Raw genomic sequence first — 16,156 nt, 5'->3', positions numbered from 1 at the left:
GATAGCAGTGAATACGTGAGACGTAGCGTCGCGAATAACCTGAATGATATTGCTAAAGATCATCCTCATGCAGTGATAACTAAATGTAAAAGTTGGTTAGCCGAAGATTCTTCAATCAATACTGCTCGATTAGTCAAACATGCTTGTCGTAGTTTATTAAAGCAAGCCATGCCTGACGCACTAGCTTTATTTGGTTTTTTGCCACCGAAACAGATCACCGTTGTAGACCTGCAAGCTGACCAAAAAGTGAAGTTGGGTGAGACATTTCATTTCTCTTGTTGTGTTAAGCATAAAAATTCACTTCCACTGCATAAATTACGTATCGAGTTCGCTATTGACTTCATGAAAAGGAATGGTCAAAAAACGCGCAAGATATTTCAGTTGTCGGAGTCTTTGATAAAAAAGACAATAAAATGATTATTAAATCATTTAGCTTCAAAAACATCTCTACAAGGCAGTATTACTGCGGTTCGCACACTTTAGCGATATTAATTAATGGTGTGGAAATGAATAAAATCGACTTCATACTGCATAATTAACATTTCCTTATCGCTATCTATTTATGGTATAGATAGCGCCGTTTTTAGCTTCACCTCTTTTTTCGCGATGAAAATTTTGCATATTTCTAGGTGTTTATGAAGGATTAATCGGTTCTGCCGAATGGCCAAGATGGCTGAATTACCTGCGTAAAATATTACGATTAAGAGATCATATTTATGGAATACAAGGAATTATTATGACAGCAATTAAGCAAAAAATGTCATTAACCAAGAAAGTTTTAATCGGCATGGGAATTGGTATCCTAACAGGGTTCTTAATTCGCTCTTTGCTCGCAGATGTTGCATTTGTGCAAGATTATATCGTTAACGGATTATTTTATGTTGGTGGTAAAATCTTTATCGCCACCTTAAAAATGTTAGTGGTACCGCTTATCTTCATCTCGTTAGTGTGTGGAACAAGTAGTTTAAGAGACCTCTCTACATTAGGTCGCTTAGGTGGCAAGACTTTAGCCTTTTATATGGCAACCACTGCGATTGCAATTACTCTTGCTATCTTTATGGCAAATATTTTTGAACCAGGTGTGGGCGTTGATCTTGCTCAAGCAACAACCTATGCGGCTAAAGATGCGCCTTCTTTAGGGGATGTTATCATTAACATGTTCCCAACTAACCCAATTAATGCAATGGCTGCCGGTAATACGCTACAAATTATCGTATTCGCTATTTTATTTGGTATTGCGATTAGTGCATCAGGTAGTGCTGGGCAACGTATTTCTGCGATCTTCTTTGACCTGAATACGGTAATAATGAAGCTTGTTGTTATGTTAATGAAAATTGCGCCGTACGGTGTATTCTTCTTGATGGCTAAGCTATTTAGTGAAATTGGTTTAGATGCGATCTTTAATTTAATTAACTATTTCTTAGTGATCAGTGCTGCGCTTGTTTTACATGCTCTAGTTACCTACAGTGCTTTCTTTAAAGCATTCACAGGTTTGAGCCCAGGTTATTTTCTTCAAGAAAATGGAAACAGCAATCAGCTTTGCATTCTCTACTTCATCATCTAATGCCACTATCCCTGCTACGTTAGAAACCACGACTAAACGTCTTGGTGTGAATAACAAGGTTGCTTCATTCACTGTACCATTAGGTGCGACAATCAACATGGATGGTACTGCTATTATGCAAGGTGTTGCGACAGTATTTATCGCACAAGCATTCAATATTGACCTTACTTTATCTGATTACATTGCCGTTATCTTAACGGCTACGTTAGCGTCTATTGGTACTGCTGGTGTGCCTGGTGTAGGTATCATCATGTTAGCTATGGTATTAAATCAAGTTGGCCTTCCAGTTGAAGGTATTGCGATGCTACTGGGTGTTGATAGATTGGTTGATATGATTCGTACTGCCGTTAATATTACTGGTGACAGTGTTGTTACTTGTATTGTGGCTAAGTCTGAAGGTGAGATGGATGTTAATGTCTTCAATGACCCAAATGCGGGTAATATTGAAGAGACTGAAGCAAGTGTTTCAGATAAAAATATTAACGCTTAATCTTGTTTAAGCTAGCTTAAAAGCCCAGTTTATAACTGGGCTTTTTGTTATCTGTTAACTGAAAGCATCAATAATACTGCACTTGGCTTGTAAATCACCGGGACATTGTTGAGTGATTTTCTTTAATTGATCAACAATCGCTTGTTGCTGTTGGATACGGTTTTCAATCTCTTGTATTTTTTGCAATGCAATGGATTTTACATCGGCACTGTTTCTATGTTCATCCTCTGAGAGTAATAACAAGGCTTTACATTCTTTGAGGTTAAATCCTGCTTGTTTACTTTTAAAGATAAAATGTAGTTGTTGGATGATGTCATCTGGATAAAATCGGTAATCATTTTCCTCTCTTGGAGGAGCGGAAATTAAGCCGATAGATTCATAATGACGAATAGACTTAATAGATAGCCCTGTTTCTTTGGCGGCCTGACTAATCGATAGCATGTTGTTCTCCTGTCCCAAATGGTTAACCCACTATTCAGTGGGTCATTTGCTTATTTAGGTCTACTGTAGACGAGTACGTTTTAATAATAATGAATTACTTAACACAATCAAGCTAGAAGCACTCATGGCGATTGCTGCGACGGAGGAGCTCAAGTAGCCTAACGCGGCAGCTGGGATAGCTAATGTATTAAAGATGAATGCCCAAAACAGGTTTTGACGAATAGTTGTCCACGTTGCACGAGATAACTTGATCGCCATCGCTATTAAACGTGGGTCATCATGCATCAAGGTCATGGATGCTGTTTGTTTAGCGACGTCACTGCCTCCGCCCATGGCAATACTCACATCAGCTTGTGCTAGTGCAGGGGCATCATTTACGCCATCTCCAACCATCGCCACTAAGCCATCTTGTTGCAGCGTTGATAGTTGTTGAAGTTTTTGTTCTGGTGTTTGCTCTGCATAAAAGTGAGCGATACCTAAGTCGTTGCTCATAGATTTTACGACACTGTGTTTGTCTCCACTGATCAAGGTGGTCGATAGCCCCAATTTATTTAGCTCGGTAATAGTTTCTTTACTCTCAGGACGAACCTGATCCGCAATCACAAAGTAACCCAGTAACGATTGACCATGGCTAAGGTAAATGACATTGAGATTTGGATCTATATTCACTTCATTACTGGCCAGCTGTTGTTCAATATTAATATCAAAGTGTTGTAATAATTTACTATTTCCTACTAATACATCTTGCTCTTGAAAGCGACTATGTAGACCTTCACCGTGAATATTTTGTGGTTGGCTAATAGTTTCGGCATCAATATTTAATGTCTCACAATAGGCGACAACAGCTTTTGCGATAGGGTGTTTACTCGATTGTTGTATCCCCATTAATAAAGGTAAAAAAGCGGGGTCAAAAGAGGTCACATCGTTGATCGATACTTGTCCCTTCGTTAACGTACCGGTTTTATCAAAGGCAATATGATTTAATTTATGTGCTAACTGTAATGTATTGATATCTTTGATTAATATTCCTTTTTGAGCTGCGAGTCCAGTGCCCACTACCATGGCTGTTGGTGTGGCTAACCCTAATGCACAAGGGCAGGCGATGACTAACACTGCAACACTATGCATTAAAGCTTGTTCTAAGTTACCTGTGGTAAACATCCAACTTGCAAAGGTAATAGCCGCAATCGCTAGAACAATGGGCACAAAAATAGCACTTACTTTATCTACTAGTTGTAGAATAGGTGCTTTGCTCATTTGTGCTGATTCAACGAGTTGAATGATATTATGTAATTTAGTTTGCTCATTAACTGCGGTCGTTTTGATCAGTAATACGCCATCGCCATTCAACGTCCCTGCATAAACTTGATCGTCTTGTTGCTTATTAATGGCAGCACTTTCACCAGTTAATAGTGATTCATCTATATCGCTAGACCCCTCAACGACAATACCATCTACAGGGACTTTATCACCCACCGCCACTTGGACAAGGTCATTAACTTGGACTTGTTCAATTAATACCCGTTTGAAGCCTTGACCTTTTTTGACTAATGCCTCTAATACTTGTAATTGACTTAATGCATTAATCGCTTTACTGCTGGCTTGTTTCGCTCGAAATTCTAAGTATTTACCTAAACGGATCAGTACGATCACTAGACTACTGGTTTCAAAATAAAGGTGGGCTTGGCTACCTGTTAGCAATATATATAGGCTGAAAAAATATGCGGCAGACGTACCCAATACAACTAGTACATCCATATTAGCCGAGCCGCCCTTGATACTATTCCATGCCCCTTTATAAAACCGAGCACCTACAATGAATTGTAAAGGGGTTGCTAAAGCAAACTCTAGCCAAGAAGGTAGCAAAGCGGTATCACTAAATAGCATATTAATCATTGCAACTACAAATGGGATGCTCAGCCCCAATGCAATGACTAGACTTAGCTTTTCTCGTTGTTGTTTTTTATCTTCTAACTTTTGTTTATTCAACCGTTGTTGTTGAGAAGTAATGGCTACTTTATGCGTTAAAGGATATGGACTTAGCGCAATTAACGCATTAATGAACTCACTATTAGCAATCCCTTCAATGGTTTCAACATGCAATGTTTTAGTCGCGAAATTAGCTTTAGCATCGATCACCAACGGGTGTGACTTAATCGCTTTTAAGGTACTTTCAACACAACTTGAGCATGACCATTCTGCTTCAAAAGGGATCGTTTGGTAATCAGTGTGGTAACCTTTGCTTTTTAAAACATGCGCAATTTCAGGGACTAAAGGTTTGTTGAGTTGCGCTTGGTCAAAAGATAAAGTCGCTTTTTCAAGACTAATATTGACGTTCGCTTCAATGCCGTCAATATCGTTAAATGCGCTTGTTAGTTTACTCGCACACGATGCACAGGTCATTCCATAGACAGGGAAAGTTATTTGATTAGGTGTTGCCATCTCTTTTACCCTCTAATTTATTAATAGATGAATAAAGCTTAACCTTTCCCTAAGGGTAATGTCAAACGTAAACAATATAAAAATATTGCGACAGCCACTTATTATGCTTTATAATTAAAACTGTATATAAAGACAGTTGTTTAAAGGGTGGCTGAAAATAGTTATTCTGAATAGTGCTCGTCGTTTCTAATTCTGTGGAGTTATCACAACATGTTGATTGAAGAGACTCAATCTGAACGCAAAATAATTCATATTGATATGGATTGTTTTTATGCGGCTGTGGAGATGCGAGATAACCCTACTTATCAGAACATTCCACTTGCGATTGGCGGGAGAAGTCAGCGTAGAGGAGTTTTATCAACCTGTAATTATCTTGCCAGAGAATTTGGTATTCACTCTGCGATGCCTGTTTTTAAAGCGAAACAACTTTGTCCTGAATTACTTATTGTACCTGGAGAATGGCTGTCTATGTGGATATATCACAAAAAATAAGAGCTATTTTTCATCGTTATACACACCTTGTTGAGCCTTTGTCTTTAGATGAAGCTTATTTAGACGTCACCGATTGTACTTTGTTTAAAGGGTCGGCGACCTATATTGCACAGGACATCAGACGTGCGATTCAGCAAGAGCTCAACTTAACGGCATCTGCAGGTATCTCCTATTGTAAATTTTTGGCTAAAATAGCCTCAGACGAAAATAAACCTAACGGGCAATTTGTGATCAGTCCAAAGCATGCCACGGATTTCATCGCGCAATTACCTCTGAAGAAAATCCCTGGTGTTGGCAAGGTCGCGCAAGGGCATTTAGCAGAGAAAGGCTTGATCACCTGTGCTGATGTGGCGCAATACCCAGAGTCCGCTTTGTTGGCTAGTTTTGGCAAATTAGGTCAATCATTATTAGCCTATAGTAAAGGTATTGATAATAGACAGGTTCAACCTAATAGAGAGCGTAAGTCAGTAGCAGTAGAGCATACCTTTGAACACAATTTGTTAACGGAAGCGCAATGTGTGTTAAAGCTGGCTGACTTTTATCAACAATTAACATCACGTGTCGAAAAACATTTATCGAAAAAGGTAATCACCAAATTAGGTGTGAAGTTGAAGTTTAGTGACTTTACTACCAAGAGTAGTGAACGAAAATATTCACATTTAAATCAAGCTATTTTTGAGCAGCTGTTACATCAATTGATGTTAGCTAATCCAGACAAACCGATTCGTTTATTAGGGATCAGTGTTGGCTTAAGTGAAAAGTCTAGCGAACAATCAATACAATTAAGTCTAATTGATGATTGAACGCTAATGATTGATTTAAATAGAGATGTTTCGAACACCTTCATAAACAAACTGAATAGCCAGTGCTGCTAAGATAACACCTAAAAAACGACGTAGGATCTCATCGCCGGTTTTACCAATTATTTTCTTCAAGTATTTAGAAGCGATCATACCAACAAAGGTAATAATTAATACACTGATAATAGCTGCAGTCACTGAAATCCAAGTACTGCCTGTTATTGGAGGTTGAGAGTACAATAAAATGGCTAAGGTCAGTGTACCAGGACCTGCTAATAAAGGAATGGACATCGGAAATACTGAAATATCTGCATTTTTCTCAGTGCTTGTAAATTTCAATTCCTGAGTGATCATAATAAAAGCAGTATAAAACAGCAGTAAACCACCTGATATACGCAGTGAGTTAATATTAATGCCTAATTGCGAAAATAAAGCTTCCCCGTAATTACCAAATAACACTAAGGTTAAGCCACTGATGATAATTGACTTGATTGCCATTAGATTACGGTGCCTTTGATCACTCCCAGAGGTCAGTGAGTTGAAGATTAATGCTGATCCAATGGGATCGATGATCACTAATAAACCAGTGATGGCATGAAGGTATAACGCAAAATCCATTTTAAACTCTCTTCTTTTTATATAATAGATGGATCTAACGACCTAATGGTCAGATAGAAAAATGGCAGGGTATTAGCCTGCCATGATTAACATTTACTTATGATCACACGGTTAGAAAATAAAGTGTGCCACACCTGCAATCACTGGTAACGTTACTAGTGTTCGTAGAATAAAGATAATGAATAATTCTGCAATATTAACAGGAATTTTACTACCTAATAATAATGCGCCCACTTCACTCATGTATATCAACTGCGTTACCGACATCGCCGCAATAATAAAGCGTGTCATATCTGACTCAATGGAAGCGGCTAATATAGACGGAATAAACATATCCGCAAAGCCAACTACAATAGTGGTTGAAGCTTGTTCTGCTTGAGGAATTTGTAATAACTCAAGTAGTGGAATAAACGGCATACCTAAGTAATTAAAGATAGGTGTATATTCAGCAATCATTAACGCAATGGTACCAATCGCCATAACAACAGGTAGTACACCAAATACCATATCAATCACATTTTTAATACCATCTTGAATAGTACTTTTAATACCTTTAGCTTGCTCAGCGCGTGTTAAAGCTTGATGAAAACCCCAAGATAATAGGTGATGACCTTCAGGTGTTTTTTCATCACCTTCTTGACGTGAAGAACCATCTATATAGAGATCTTTCTTATTACGCAGTGGTGGCAGTTTAGGCACGATGATCGCTGCCACAATACCCGCTAAACAAACAGATAAGTAAAAAGGTAAGAATAAGTACTCAAGTTTTACCTGTGAGATAACCACTAATGAAAAGGTAATTGATACCGCGAGAAAGTTGTACCTATAACCGCAGCTTCACGTTGAGTATAAAAACGTGACTCATATTGTTTACTGGTCATTAAGATACCCACACTGCCATCACCTAACCATGACGCCATACAATCAATTGCACTTCGACCTGGTAAGTTAAAAACAGGGCGCATAATTTTAGTTAATAGGGTGCCAAATAACTCTAATAAGCCAAAGTTAAGTAATAATGGTAATAACAGACCTGCAAAGATGAATACACACAGTAACACTGGCATTAATTCATTCAATACTAATGCACCTGTGTTGCCTGAATTAATCATCTCCGGGCCAATACCCCAGTAAGTCGCGACAATAAATACCATACCTAATACACGAATAATTAACCAAATTGGGCTAACATTAAGTAGACCGTGGAAAAACGGCGAGCGCTGAACAAAAGCAGGGTTAACCACTTTAGTTAATAAACTTAGTACAGCGGTGATCAGCACAACTAGGGTGACAATCAGTGTAATTGAGTCACCTAAAAATGCCTGTAATGCTTTAGAGATGATAGCAATGGGAATCGTCAATGCATCATTGTATTGAATCGGTGCCATAAACAATATTAACCCAATTAACGATGGGATAATGAACGTTAATATTGTACTTAGCGTAAATGATTTTCTTTGTGTCACTCTGTTACCTTCAAAATAATTGAGTCGTTGTTACGACTAAAAATAGGGTGCAATGTTGCACAGCGGCGCAAGAGTACTTGCTTTGTATAGTCTTGTAAATCGGCAATTACCTACAAATATTATGCAAAATCAATAAACAGTTGGTTTGGTTTTTTAATCACCAACCAGATGGTTTAATAAGTCAACAATTGTAATGATAAGGTATTGAATAATGGTTGTTTGGTTACAAATTAGTAGATTGTTAACAGAATCTGAGAGACAGATAGAATAATAATATATTTTACTGCATAGATACCTCATTAGGGTTTATAATTTGAGCAATTATAGTCAACAATACAATAAGAATAAATATTATGAGTAAAGCGTTAATCGTAGAGTCTGCGAACAATTTAAAAAAAGCCCTACCATTAATGATGAAATATTCGGTACCCACCACGCCGAATAATTATGCGCTTTGGTATCATTATGTGGCTGAGAAAAATCTCGCCTTAAAAGAGTCCATGGACAAATTACTTTCATCAAGTGATACTTGCTCTCCCATTCAATCGGAATCTTTATACCGTGAACATGTTAGCTTTCCTGTCGAAAATGAAACACTGGGAATTTCGCTCAACCCTTGAAACCATGATGACTCAGCTAGACCAGTTAATTGTTGATACCCATTCAGATACTACTGAATTTCAAGATTCCTTCGATAAAAATGTCTCAAACATAAGTAAGGTTGAGAAAGAGGGCTGGTCAATAGAGGAAGTGGTTGGTTTATTAAAGAGTTTAGAGAAAGACGCAAAACAGATGCGTAATGCCACCCAATTTTTTGGTAATAGTCTTGCCTTGGCTAAAAATGAGATTGGCACACTCAAATTACAACTTGAAGAAACACGAAAGGCGGCCTTGTATGATTCTTTAACTGGGCTGCTTAATCGCCATGCTTTTGATACGGAACTCACCAGTTATCTACAATCCAGTTCAGCTACCTTTGCCATTATTCTCTGCGATATTGACCACTTTAAAAAGTTTAATGATACCTGGGGCCATCTATTAGGCGACCAAGTATTAAAAGCTGTGGGGCGAAAAATCAATGAAAGTATGCGAGACCAAAGCACTGCTTATCGTTTTGGGGGAGAGGAGTTTGTTATGTTGCTACCTAATACCAATATACGTATTGCACGCCACTTTGCAGAATCAATGCGTAAAAAACTGGAAAAACTCTCCTTAAAAGATAAACGTTCAGGACAACTTATCAATAACATCACTGCTTCATTTGGGGTGGTGGAGAGTCAAGCCAATGAAAGTATTACAGAGGTGATTGCGCGTGCTGATGAATATCTTTATAAAGCCAAAAACCTAGGCCGCAATCGAGTATTACCGATTTAATTAATTGATTTATAAAGAAACCATTAACAGTCGCTTTCGGGGATTGTTATATTGACTAATAATAGAGAGTTTCATAAAGTGGCTAATAAGCTTTAAGCTTATACCTAATCATACACTTTACGATACCATTAATAAGTTTCATTCGAGTGGTATTATTTACGCTTACTTTTAAGGTTTACTCATGGAATTATACGGTAGCTATACCTCACCTTTTGTACGTCATTGTCGCATTGCACTATTACAAACTGAACTTGAATGTGAGTTTATTGAAACAGATGCAACACAAAGTGCAGCATTGTCCCCTACTAAAAAAGTCCCACTGCTTGTTGATTGTGAATTGACACTAACAGACTCTACTTCAATTCTAACCCACCTTTATGAATTAGTGGGAGAAGGGTTCCTAACCGACTTAGAAGAAGTTGAGTTATACCATATGACCAATACGGTACTAGATGCCTGTGTTAACCTAGTGTTATTAGAAAAATTCGACGGTATCACTGCTGAAAAAAGTGTTTATCTAACGCGCCAAGTTGGACGAATTGAAACCGGATTAGCGGCAATTAATGATAAAACACTAAGCCAGGCATTACCTTTAAGCCAAGCTGAAATGCGTTTAGCAATATTTTTAGAGTGGGGGTTATTTAGAAGTAAAATTGCCTTAGATAACTTCCCGGCTTTGCAACAACTTTTAGATCTAGCGCAAACAGATCCTCATTTTGCACAAACGGCACCTAAAGAATGACGTTAACTTATCCTCATCAATGAGGATGTTGTTATTACAAGCAATAAAAAAGGCCTGTTATTCAATAAATAACAGGCCTTTGTAGATGTAACTCTTTTTACACTTTAATAATTTTACAAGTATTAGTGAAACCTTGTTTAACGTTGTCACCGTGTGTAAGTAGAATCAAATCACCTTCAGCAATTAACTTAGATGCTTTTAGGGTGGTTAACGCATTTTCAATAAACTCAATGCTGTTAGTTGTTGTTGATTCAAACTTAACCGGTGTTACACCACGGTATAATGCACAGTAATTTAACGTTTGTTGATTACTTGATAGGGCATAAATAGGTAAACCAGAGCTTAAACGAGACATTAATAATGGCGTTGAGCCTGACGCAGTTAATGCGACAATTGCTTTAACACCATTAGTATGGTTAGCCGCGAACATCGTGGTCATTGCTAATGCTTCACCTGGATCGTCAAAGGTATGGTTAATACGGTGATTAGACACATTAATGCTTGGGTGTTTTTCAGCACCAATACAAACATCACTCATCGCTTTCACGGTTTCAACTGGGTAATCACCGGCAGCTGTTTCACCTGATAACATAACCGCATCTGTACCATCTAATACCGCATTCGCCACGTCCATTACTTCTGCACGTGTTGGCATTGGCGCACTGATCATCGATTCCATCATTTGTGTTGCTGTAATTACGACACGGTTTAAACGACGTGCCGTACGGATCATCTCTTTTTGTACACCAACTAAACGAGCGTCGCCAATCTCAACTCCTAGATCACCACGAGCAACCATCACTACATCAGAGGCTAGTATGATATCTTCTAAAGCTTCTTTCGTTTCAACGGCTTCAGCGCGTTCAACTTTAGCAACGATTTTAGCAAAGCTGCCTGCCTCTTGCGCTAATTTACGTGCATAGTGTAAATCTGCACCATTACGAGGAAAAGAAACCGCTAGGTAATCACAACCGATCTCAGCCGCAGTGAAGATATCTCTTTTATCTTTTTCTGTTAATGCCGCAGCAGATAAACCACCGCCTTGTTTATTGATGCCTTTATTGTTTGAGAGGGGACCACCAATAGTAACAACAGTATGTACTTTATTGCCTTCAACAGATTCTACTTTAAGCTGAACACGGCCATCATCTAATAGTAAGACATCGCCAGCATCAACTTCTTGCGGTAATGTTTTGTAATCTAGACCTACGTGTTGTTGAGTACCTTGACCCTTTGCCACATCACTGTCTAAGGTAAACTTATCACCTACAGCTAGTTGAATTTTATTGTTTTCAAAGGTTGATACACGAATTTTAGGACCTTGAAGGTCGCCCATAATCGCGACTTCTTTACCTAGTTTAACGGCAATGTCTCTCACTTGTTGGGCTCGTTTGATGTGGTCGGCAGCTTCACCGTGAGAGAAATTCATACGTACCATATTGGCACCAGCTGCAATGATATTTTCTAAGTTATTACCGCGGTCCGTCGCTGGGCCTAAAGTAGTAACTATTTTCGTACGTCTTGCCATGTTAACTCCTGTTACATAAAAGAATATAAGACTAAATGGGGTTAATAAATGCACTGCTATACTGTAATACTTTTATAGCGCTTCATCATTAGTTTTTTCAAAACGAGAGTCTTTAATACCCGCTTTTACCCTTTTTAAATTATCTCTAAATTTTGCACCACGGCGTAAGGTAAAGCCGGTGGTTAGAACATCGATTAAAACAAGTTGAGCGATACGTGAAGACATTGGCATGTAGATATCAGTATCTTCAGGTACGCCTAAGGAAAGGACTAAATTACTCTGCTCAGCAAGGGGAGAGTCTTCTGCGGTTAAGGCTATCACAAAGGCATCATTCTCACGAGCTAACTGAGCAATTTCTACTAATGGTTTAGTGCGTCCAGTATGTGAAATTAAGACAATCACATCACCTTCGCTACCATTAATACAACTCATTCGTTGCATTACAATGTCATCGAAGCAGGATACTGGAATATTAAAGCGGAAAAATTTATTTAACGCATCATGCGCTACAGAAGAGGATGCACCTAACCCAAAGAAAGAAATTTTATTTGCTTGGGTTAATACATCAACGGCGCGATTAATCAGGTTAGTATCTAAACCATTCTTAGCTGCATTTAAGCAAGCCATGGTCGATTCGAAAATTTTCGACGTATAAGCTTCTGGGCCATCATCTTCATTTACATTTCTGTTCACATAAGGCGTACCATTGGCTAAACTTTGTGCTAAATGTAGTTTAAAGTCAGGGAAACCTTTGGTATCCAAACGGCGACAAAAACGGTTAACCGTTGGCTCACTAACCTCAGCTATTTTTGCTAGGTTAGCTATACTAGAATGGATGGCGGTTTGCGGTGACGCTAAAATGGCTTCTGCAACTTTTCGTTCTGATTTGCTAAAAGTATCTAAATTTTTTTAATTAACTCTAACGTATTCATTATTTTGTTCACTCAGCAATGTGTTGGCGTCTAGTAAAGGAAAATTTGTAACTAAAAATGAAATAAAACTACAAAAACAAGCGATTAAATTTGTAAATCATTATAGATCAGTGGCGTTTTTATGTCATTTTATTACATTCGAATAATGTTTCAGATCAAATAAATTACAATTAATTTAAAAAACTGAGAGGCTGATCAGCCTCTTGACCCTATAAAACTCTGAAAAAAGGCAGGAGTTAAATCATGTTATCAGTTGTTGCAGATGTTGGTGGTACTAATATACGTTTGGGAGTATTGGATATTGTTTCCGGCGAAATATCCAAAGTACGTGAATATCCTTGTGTTCAATTTATCACCTTAGACGCCGCGTTAGCACAATATTTTGTCACCTTGTCAGACCCCGTTAGCCATTTATGCATTGGTATTGCCTGCCAAGTTGAACATGACTTGGTACAAATGACCAACTTAAACTGGAAGTTTTCTAAACAAGCCTTACAGCAAAAATTGTCGCTTAAAACCCTGCATGTGATTAATGATTACACAGCTATTTCATTGGCAGTCCCTTTTGTGGATGACAAGCAGAAAATTAAAATCGGTAGTGGTACTGAAGTGGAAGAGGGAGTGAAAGCGGTATTTGGTCCGGGCACTGGTTTAGGGGTGTCACATCTATTAAAGCATTCTGGCAAGTGGATCAGTTTAGATGGGGAGGGCGGCCATACTAGTTTTGCACCAAATACGTCGCAACAAGCTGATGTTTTATTATTATTGCAAGGTCAGTTTGGACATGTATCCAATGAGCGATTAATGTCAGGGCAGGGGTTGGTGAATATTTACCATGCATTGTGTCGTTTAGCGGGTAAACAACCTGAGTATTTTGAAGCTTCACAAATATCCGAAGCAGCCTTAAATAAAGAGTGTGCACTGGCAACACAAACCTTAAATATGTTCTGTGAAGTATTGGGGAGTTTTGCTGGTAACCTAGCCATGAGTTTGGATTGTAAAGGGGGAGTCTATATTGCTGGTGGTATTATTCCGCGTTTCATTGATTTTTTCCAAAATAGTGATTTTAGAACATTTTTTGAAGCCAAAGGGCGAATGAGCAGTTATTTAACAGGGATCCCAACGTTTCTTATTGTGCACCCTAATCCGGGTTTATTAGGTGCATCCGTCTATTTACAACAAGAATTAGCATAAATCCCTGAATTATTAGCGTTAATGGTTGATTTAACGAGCCGAGTTAACTATCATGCGCATCGCTTTGTTAATACAACTATCACTTTAGTTTAATAAATAAGCAATTTACGGAGAATTGGCCGAGTGGCTGAAGGCGCACGCCTGGAAAGTGTGTAAGGGGCAACCCTTCGAGAGTTCGAATCTCTTGTTCTCCGCCACATTAAGTACCGTTAGGTACGGGAAAACCCGCAAACCTTATTTAAGGTTTACGGGTTTTTTTATGTCTAATTTTTAATACGCATATTTTCAGTAACAGCCATTAAAAATAGTGATTTCATAAAATACCTTTACAAATAAAATCAATGTTTATTTATACAGTGTAGTGTATTTGCCATCTTTCCGCCGTAAATATTGTATTTTGTCGTCTTTCTACATGACTTATATTTCATCTTTTATTTTAAATTGTTGATTAAAATGATAATTGCATTAGTCTAAGTCTATTATTAATCATTAGATATTTGCCATCTTTCCGCGGGAAAGGTGACCTTTTGTTATCTAATAAGATGTTAAATGTTGTTGTAAATTGGTAGAGGTTACCCCTACCAAATTGTTTAAGGTTTTGCTTTTTCTGAAGAAGTTGGCTCTTCGAATATAGCACTTGGTATTATGGTATCACCAGCGACTAGATCTGATGATACTTCAATGAAACCTTCTATTTTGTCGTCAGTGTATTTACGTAAATCTGGAAACATTGCGCGCATTTGGCTTGGTGTTACGCCTGCATCGGCACCATTTTTTAAAGTGCTAAAGCCTGAAACTAGACGTGCTGTACCATTAGGTGATTTTAGGACTTCTCCTGCTGCATTAAGATAAGTTTTAACGTATTCTTTCTTTGACATTGTGGCTCTCCCATTTAGTTAGCGCGGTTGATCCGCATACAATATATGGGGGTAAAACGAACAATTTAAAGGTGTGGTATTAATTATTTTTCTGCATATTTGATATCGCATTTAACAAGGCGTTTAAACGGAACAAAAACAGTGGGTTACGTTTCGCTTCGCTGCACATTATAACCCACAATTTTTGTCCGCTTAACGCGGCGTTATGATTTAATCTAAACTAGGGGCTATGCGTAGCCAAAAAGGGAATTAATGTTAGAAACTATTACTTTAGATAGTGCTGTTAAACTTAGTACTCCATTAGCTAAAAAGCTATTCAACGCAAAGCTTAAGCCTATAATCACAGATAAAATTTCAGAGTATTTCAAAAGCAAAGCAGACAATAAAACTTTTGAAAAAGAATCTGTTAAGTATATTGCACGAGTATCTGGACTGTGTTCAACAATGAACACCATTGCTTTTCCGAATACCCCGAAAAAATTAGAAGATTTATATATACCATTAAAAATTATCGGTGAAAACGATAATGAGATAGTAATTAATAATCAAGCAGATATTTTCAAAAGTAACAATAAAGTATTAGTAAACGATACTGCAGGTATGGGAAAGTCTACATTATCAAAAAGAGTGTTTCTAAATATAATAGAGAAAGAAGAGTATATTCCAGTATTTATTGAGTTAAGACAGTTGGCTAGAAAACCTTTAGCTAGGCAAATAACTTCAAAATTTGGTGTAGACACTAAAAACCCTATTAATTTTTTAAAAGAATTACCCTTAGTATATTTATTCGATGGTTTAGATGAGGTTGACGTTGAAAATAAAGACTACATAATTAAAGAAATAAGAAAATTCATTGACGACTTGGTAGAGCCTAAAATACTAATTACATCTAGATTAGAGTCATATCTTTCAGAATTTTATGATTTTACTAGGTTTACAATAAATCCTTTAAAAGTAAAAGAAGCTTTTAGCCTTATTTCGAAATACGATCCGAAAGGAGATGTGTCTAAAAAGTTAATATCTGGTATTAACCGAAGTAGAGATCGGGGGCTAAAAGATTTCTTATCTACACCTTTGTATGTATCACTGTTATTTTGTGCTTATAGGCACAAAACTGTTATCCCGCAAAAGAAACATCTTTTTATTCTCAAGTATACGAAGCACTTTTTGAATCGCATGATTTAAGTAAAGAAAT

The 16,156-nt window shown here is 37.6% G+C and carries 11 protein-coding genes, 1 tRNA gene and 4 pseudogenes; 9 read left to right on the top strand and 7 right to left on the bottom strand.

All coding sequences use genetic code 11. The features are described 5' to 3' along the window. The first annotated feature begins 15 nt into the window (after nucleotides 1–15). Nucleotides 16–417, top strand: coding sequence for a hypothetical protein (locus ACLKL2_RS03985; protein WP_413693459.1), 402 nt, complete (start codon nucleotides 16–18; stop codon nucleotides 415–417). 319 nt (nucleotides 418–736) lie between these two features. Then, nucleotides 737–2,054: pseudogene (locus ACLKL2_RS03980) on the top strand (dicarboxylate/amino acid:cation symporter). Between the two features lie 54 nt (nucleotides 2,055–2,108). Here the strand turns inward: ACLKL2_RS03980 and cueR are convergent. Beyond that, nucleotides 2,109–2,495: a Cu(I)-responsive transcriptional regulator gene (gene cueR, locus ACLKL2_RS03975; protein ID WP_413693458.1), complete on the bottom strand. Its 387-nt coding sequence runs from the start codon at nucleotides 2,493–2,495 to the stop codon at nucleotides 2,109–2,111. Nucleotides 2,496–2,555: 60 nt separating this feature from the next. Continuing rightward, nucleotides 2,556–4,937: a heavy metal translocating P-type ATPase gene (locus ACLKL2_RS03970; RefSeq protein ID WP_413693457.1), complete on the bottom strand. Its 2,382-nt coding sequence runs from the start codon at nucleotides 4,935–4,937 to the stop codon at nucleotides 2,556–2,558. 210 nt (nucleotides 4,938–5,147) lie between these two features. On the opposite strand from ACLKL2_RS03970, the pseudogene dinB reads away from it, so the two are divergent. Beyond that, a pseudogene (dinB, locus tag ACLKL2_RS03965) lies at nucleotides 5,148–6,232 on the top strand (DNA polymerase IV). 15 nt (nucleotides 6,233–6,247) lie between these two features. Here dinB and ACLKL2_RS03960 read toward each other — a convergent pair. Further along, nucleotides 6,248–6,847, bottom strand: a complete 600-nt coding sequence (locus tag ACLKL2_RS03960; protein WP_413693456.1) for a MarC family protein — start codon at nucleotides 6,845–6,847, stop codon at nucleotides 6,248–6,250. Nucleotides 6,848–6,958: 111 nt separating this feature from the next. Beyond that, a pseudogene (locus ACLKL2_RS03955) lies at nucleotides 6,959–8,235 on the bottom strand (YjiH family protein). 431 nt (nucleotides 8,236–8,666) lie between these two features. Between ACLKL2_RS03955 and ACLKL2_RS03950 the strand changes: the two are divergent. The 3 genes from ACLKL2_RS03950 to ACLKL2_RS03940 all read left to right on the top strand — a co-directional run bounded on the left by ACLKL2_RS03950 (nucleotide 8,667) and on the right by ACLKL2_RS03940 (nucleotide 10,429). Beyond that, nucleotides 8,667–8,933, top strand: a complete 267-nt coding sequence (locus ACLKL2_RS03950; protein WP_413693455.1) for a hypothetical protein — start codon at nucleotides 8,667–8,669, stop codon at nucleotides 8,931–8,933. Then, nucleotides 8,902–9,687, top strand: a complete 786-nt coding sequence (locus ACLKL2_RS03945; RefSeq protein WP_413693454.1) for a GGDEF domain-containing protein — start codon at nucleotides 8,902–8,904, stop codon at nucleotides 9,685–9,687. Before ACLKL2_RS03950 ends, ACLKL2_RS03945 begins: the two co-directional genes overlap by 32 nt. 181 nt (nucleotides 9,688–9,868) lie before the next feature. Next, on the top strand, nucleotides 9,869–10,429 hold the full coding sequence (locus ACLKL2_RS03940) for a glutathione S-transferase family protein (protein WP_113819497.1): 561 nt from the start codon (nucleotides 9,869–9,871) through the stop codon (nucleotides 10,427–10,429). 97 nt (nucleotides 10,430–10,526) lie between these two features. Here ACLKL2_RS03940 and pyk read toward each other — a convergent pair whose 3' ends face one another. Then, nucleotides 10,527–11,957, bottom strand: a complete 1,431-nt coding sequence (gene pyk, locus ACLKL2_RS03935; protein ID WP_113819496.1) for a pyruvate kinase — start codon at nucleotides 11,955–11,957, stop codon at nucleotides 10,527–10,529. Nucleotides 11,958–12,029: 72 nt separating this feature from the next. Then, nucleotides 12,030–12,889: pseudogene (locus ACLKL2_RS03930) on the bottom strand (MurR/RpiR family transcriptional regulator). A 243-nt stretch (nucleotides 12,890–13,132) separates the two neighbouring features. Between ACLKL2_RS03930 and ACLKL2_RS03925 the strand changes: the two are divergent. Then, nucleotides 13,133–14,083 carry a glucokinase gene (locus ACLKL2_RS03925; protein ID WP_413693453.1) on the top strand — a complete coding sequence of 317 codons (951 nt, stop codon included), beginning with the start codon at nucleotides 13,133–13,135 and terminating at the stop codon, nucleotides 14,081–14,083. 109 nt (nucleotides 14,084–14,192) lie between these two features. Next, nucleotides 14,193–14,280 (top strand) — tRNA-Ser (locus ACLKL2_RS03920). A gap of 393 nt (nucleotides 14,281–14,673) precedes the next feature. On the opposite strand, the gene ACLKL2_RS03915 is transcribed toward ACLKL2_RS03920, so the two are convergent. Next, on the bottom strand, nucleotides 14,674–14,961 hold the full coding sequence (locus ACLKL2_RS03915; RefSeq protein WP_413693452.1) for a hypothetical protein: 288 nt from the start codon (nucleotides 14,959–14,961) through the stop codon (nucleotides 14,674–14,676). A 252-nt stretch (nucleotides 14,962–15,213) separates the two neighbouring features. Between ACLKL2_RS03915 and ACLKL2_RS03910 the strand changes: the two genes are divergently transcribed. Beyond that, complete coding sequence (locus ACLKL2_RS03910; protein WP_413693451.1) at nucleotides 15,214–16,146, top strand: NACHT domain-containing protein; 933 nt, start codon at nucleotides 15,214–15,216, stop codon at nucleotides 16,144–16,146. The last annotated feature ends 10 nt before the right edge of the window (nucleotides 16,147–16,156 follow it).

It is taken from the genome of Psychromonas sp. KJ10-2, from assembly GCF_047323255.1.
Lineage (GTDB): Bacteria > Pseudomonadota > Gammaproteobacteria > Enterobacterales > Psychromonadaceae > Psychromonas.
The sequence above is the reverse complement of the archived record's forward strand: the minus strand, read 5'-3'. Positions and strand labels throughout refer to the sequence as shown.

Excerpts from the sequence above, each read along its gene's own strand:
- ACLKL2_RS03970 (WP_413693457.1), bottom strand. The coding sequence starts at position 4,937 with ATGGCAACACCTAATCAAATAACTTTCCCTGTCTATGGAATGACCTGT.
- ACLKL2_RS03945 (WP_413693454.1), top strand. The coding sequence starts at position 8,902 with ATGAAACACTGGGAATTTCGCTCAACCCTTGAAACCATGATGACTCAG.
- ACLKL2_RS03925 (WP_413693453.1), top strand. The coding sequence starts at position 13,133 with ATGTTATCAGTTGTTGCAGATGTTGGTGGTACTAATATACGTTTGGGA.
- cueR (WP_413693458.1), bottom strand. The coding sequence starts at position 2,495 with ATGCTATCGATTAGTCAGGCCGCCAAAGAAACAGGGCTATCTATTAAG.
- ACLKL2_RS03915 (WP_413693452.1), bottom strand. The coding sequence starts at position 14,961 with ATGTCAAAGAAAGAATACGTTAAAACTTATCTTAATGCAGCAGGAGAA.
- ACLKL2_RS03940 (WP_113819497.1), top strand. The coding sequence starts at position 9,869 with ATGGAATTATACGGTAGCTATACCTCACCTTTTGTACGTCATTGTCGC.
- ACLKL2_RS03960 (WP_413693456.1), bottom strand. The coding sequence starts at position 6,847 with ATGGATTTTGCGTTATACCTTCATGCCATCACTGGTTTATTAGTGATC.
- pyk (WP_113819496.1), bottom strand. The coding sequence starts at position 11,957 with ATGGCAAGACGTACGAAAATAGTTACTACTTTAGGCCCAGCGACGGAC.
- ACLKL2_RS03950 (WP_413693455.1), top strand. The coding sequence starts at position 8,667 with ATGAGTAAAGCGTTAATCGTAGAGTCTGCGAACAATTTAAAAAAAGCC.
- ACLKL2_RS03910 (WP_413693451.1), top strand. The coding sequence starts at position 15,214 with ATGTTAGAAACTATTACTTTAGATAGTGCTGTTAAACTTAGTACTCCA.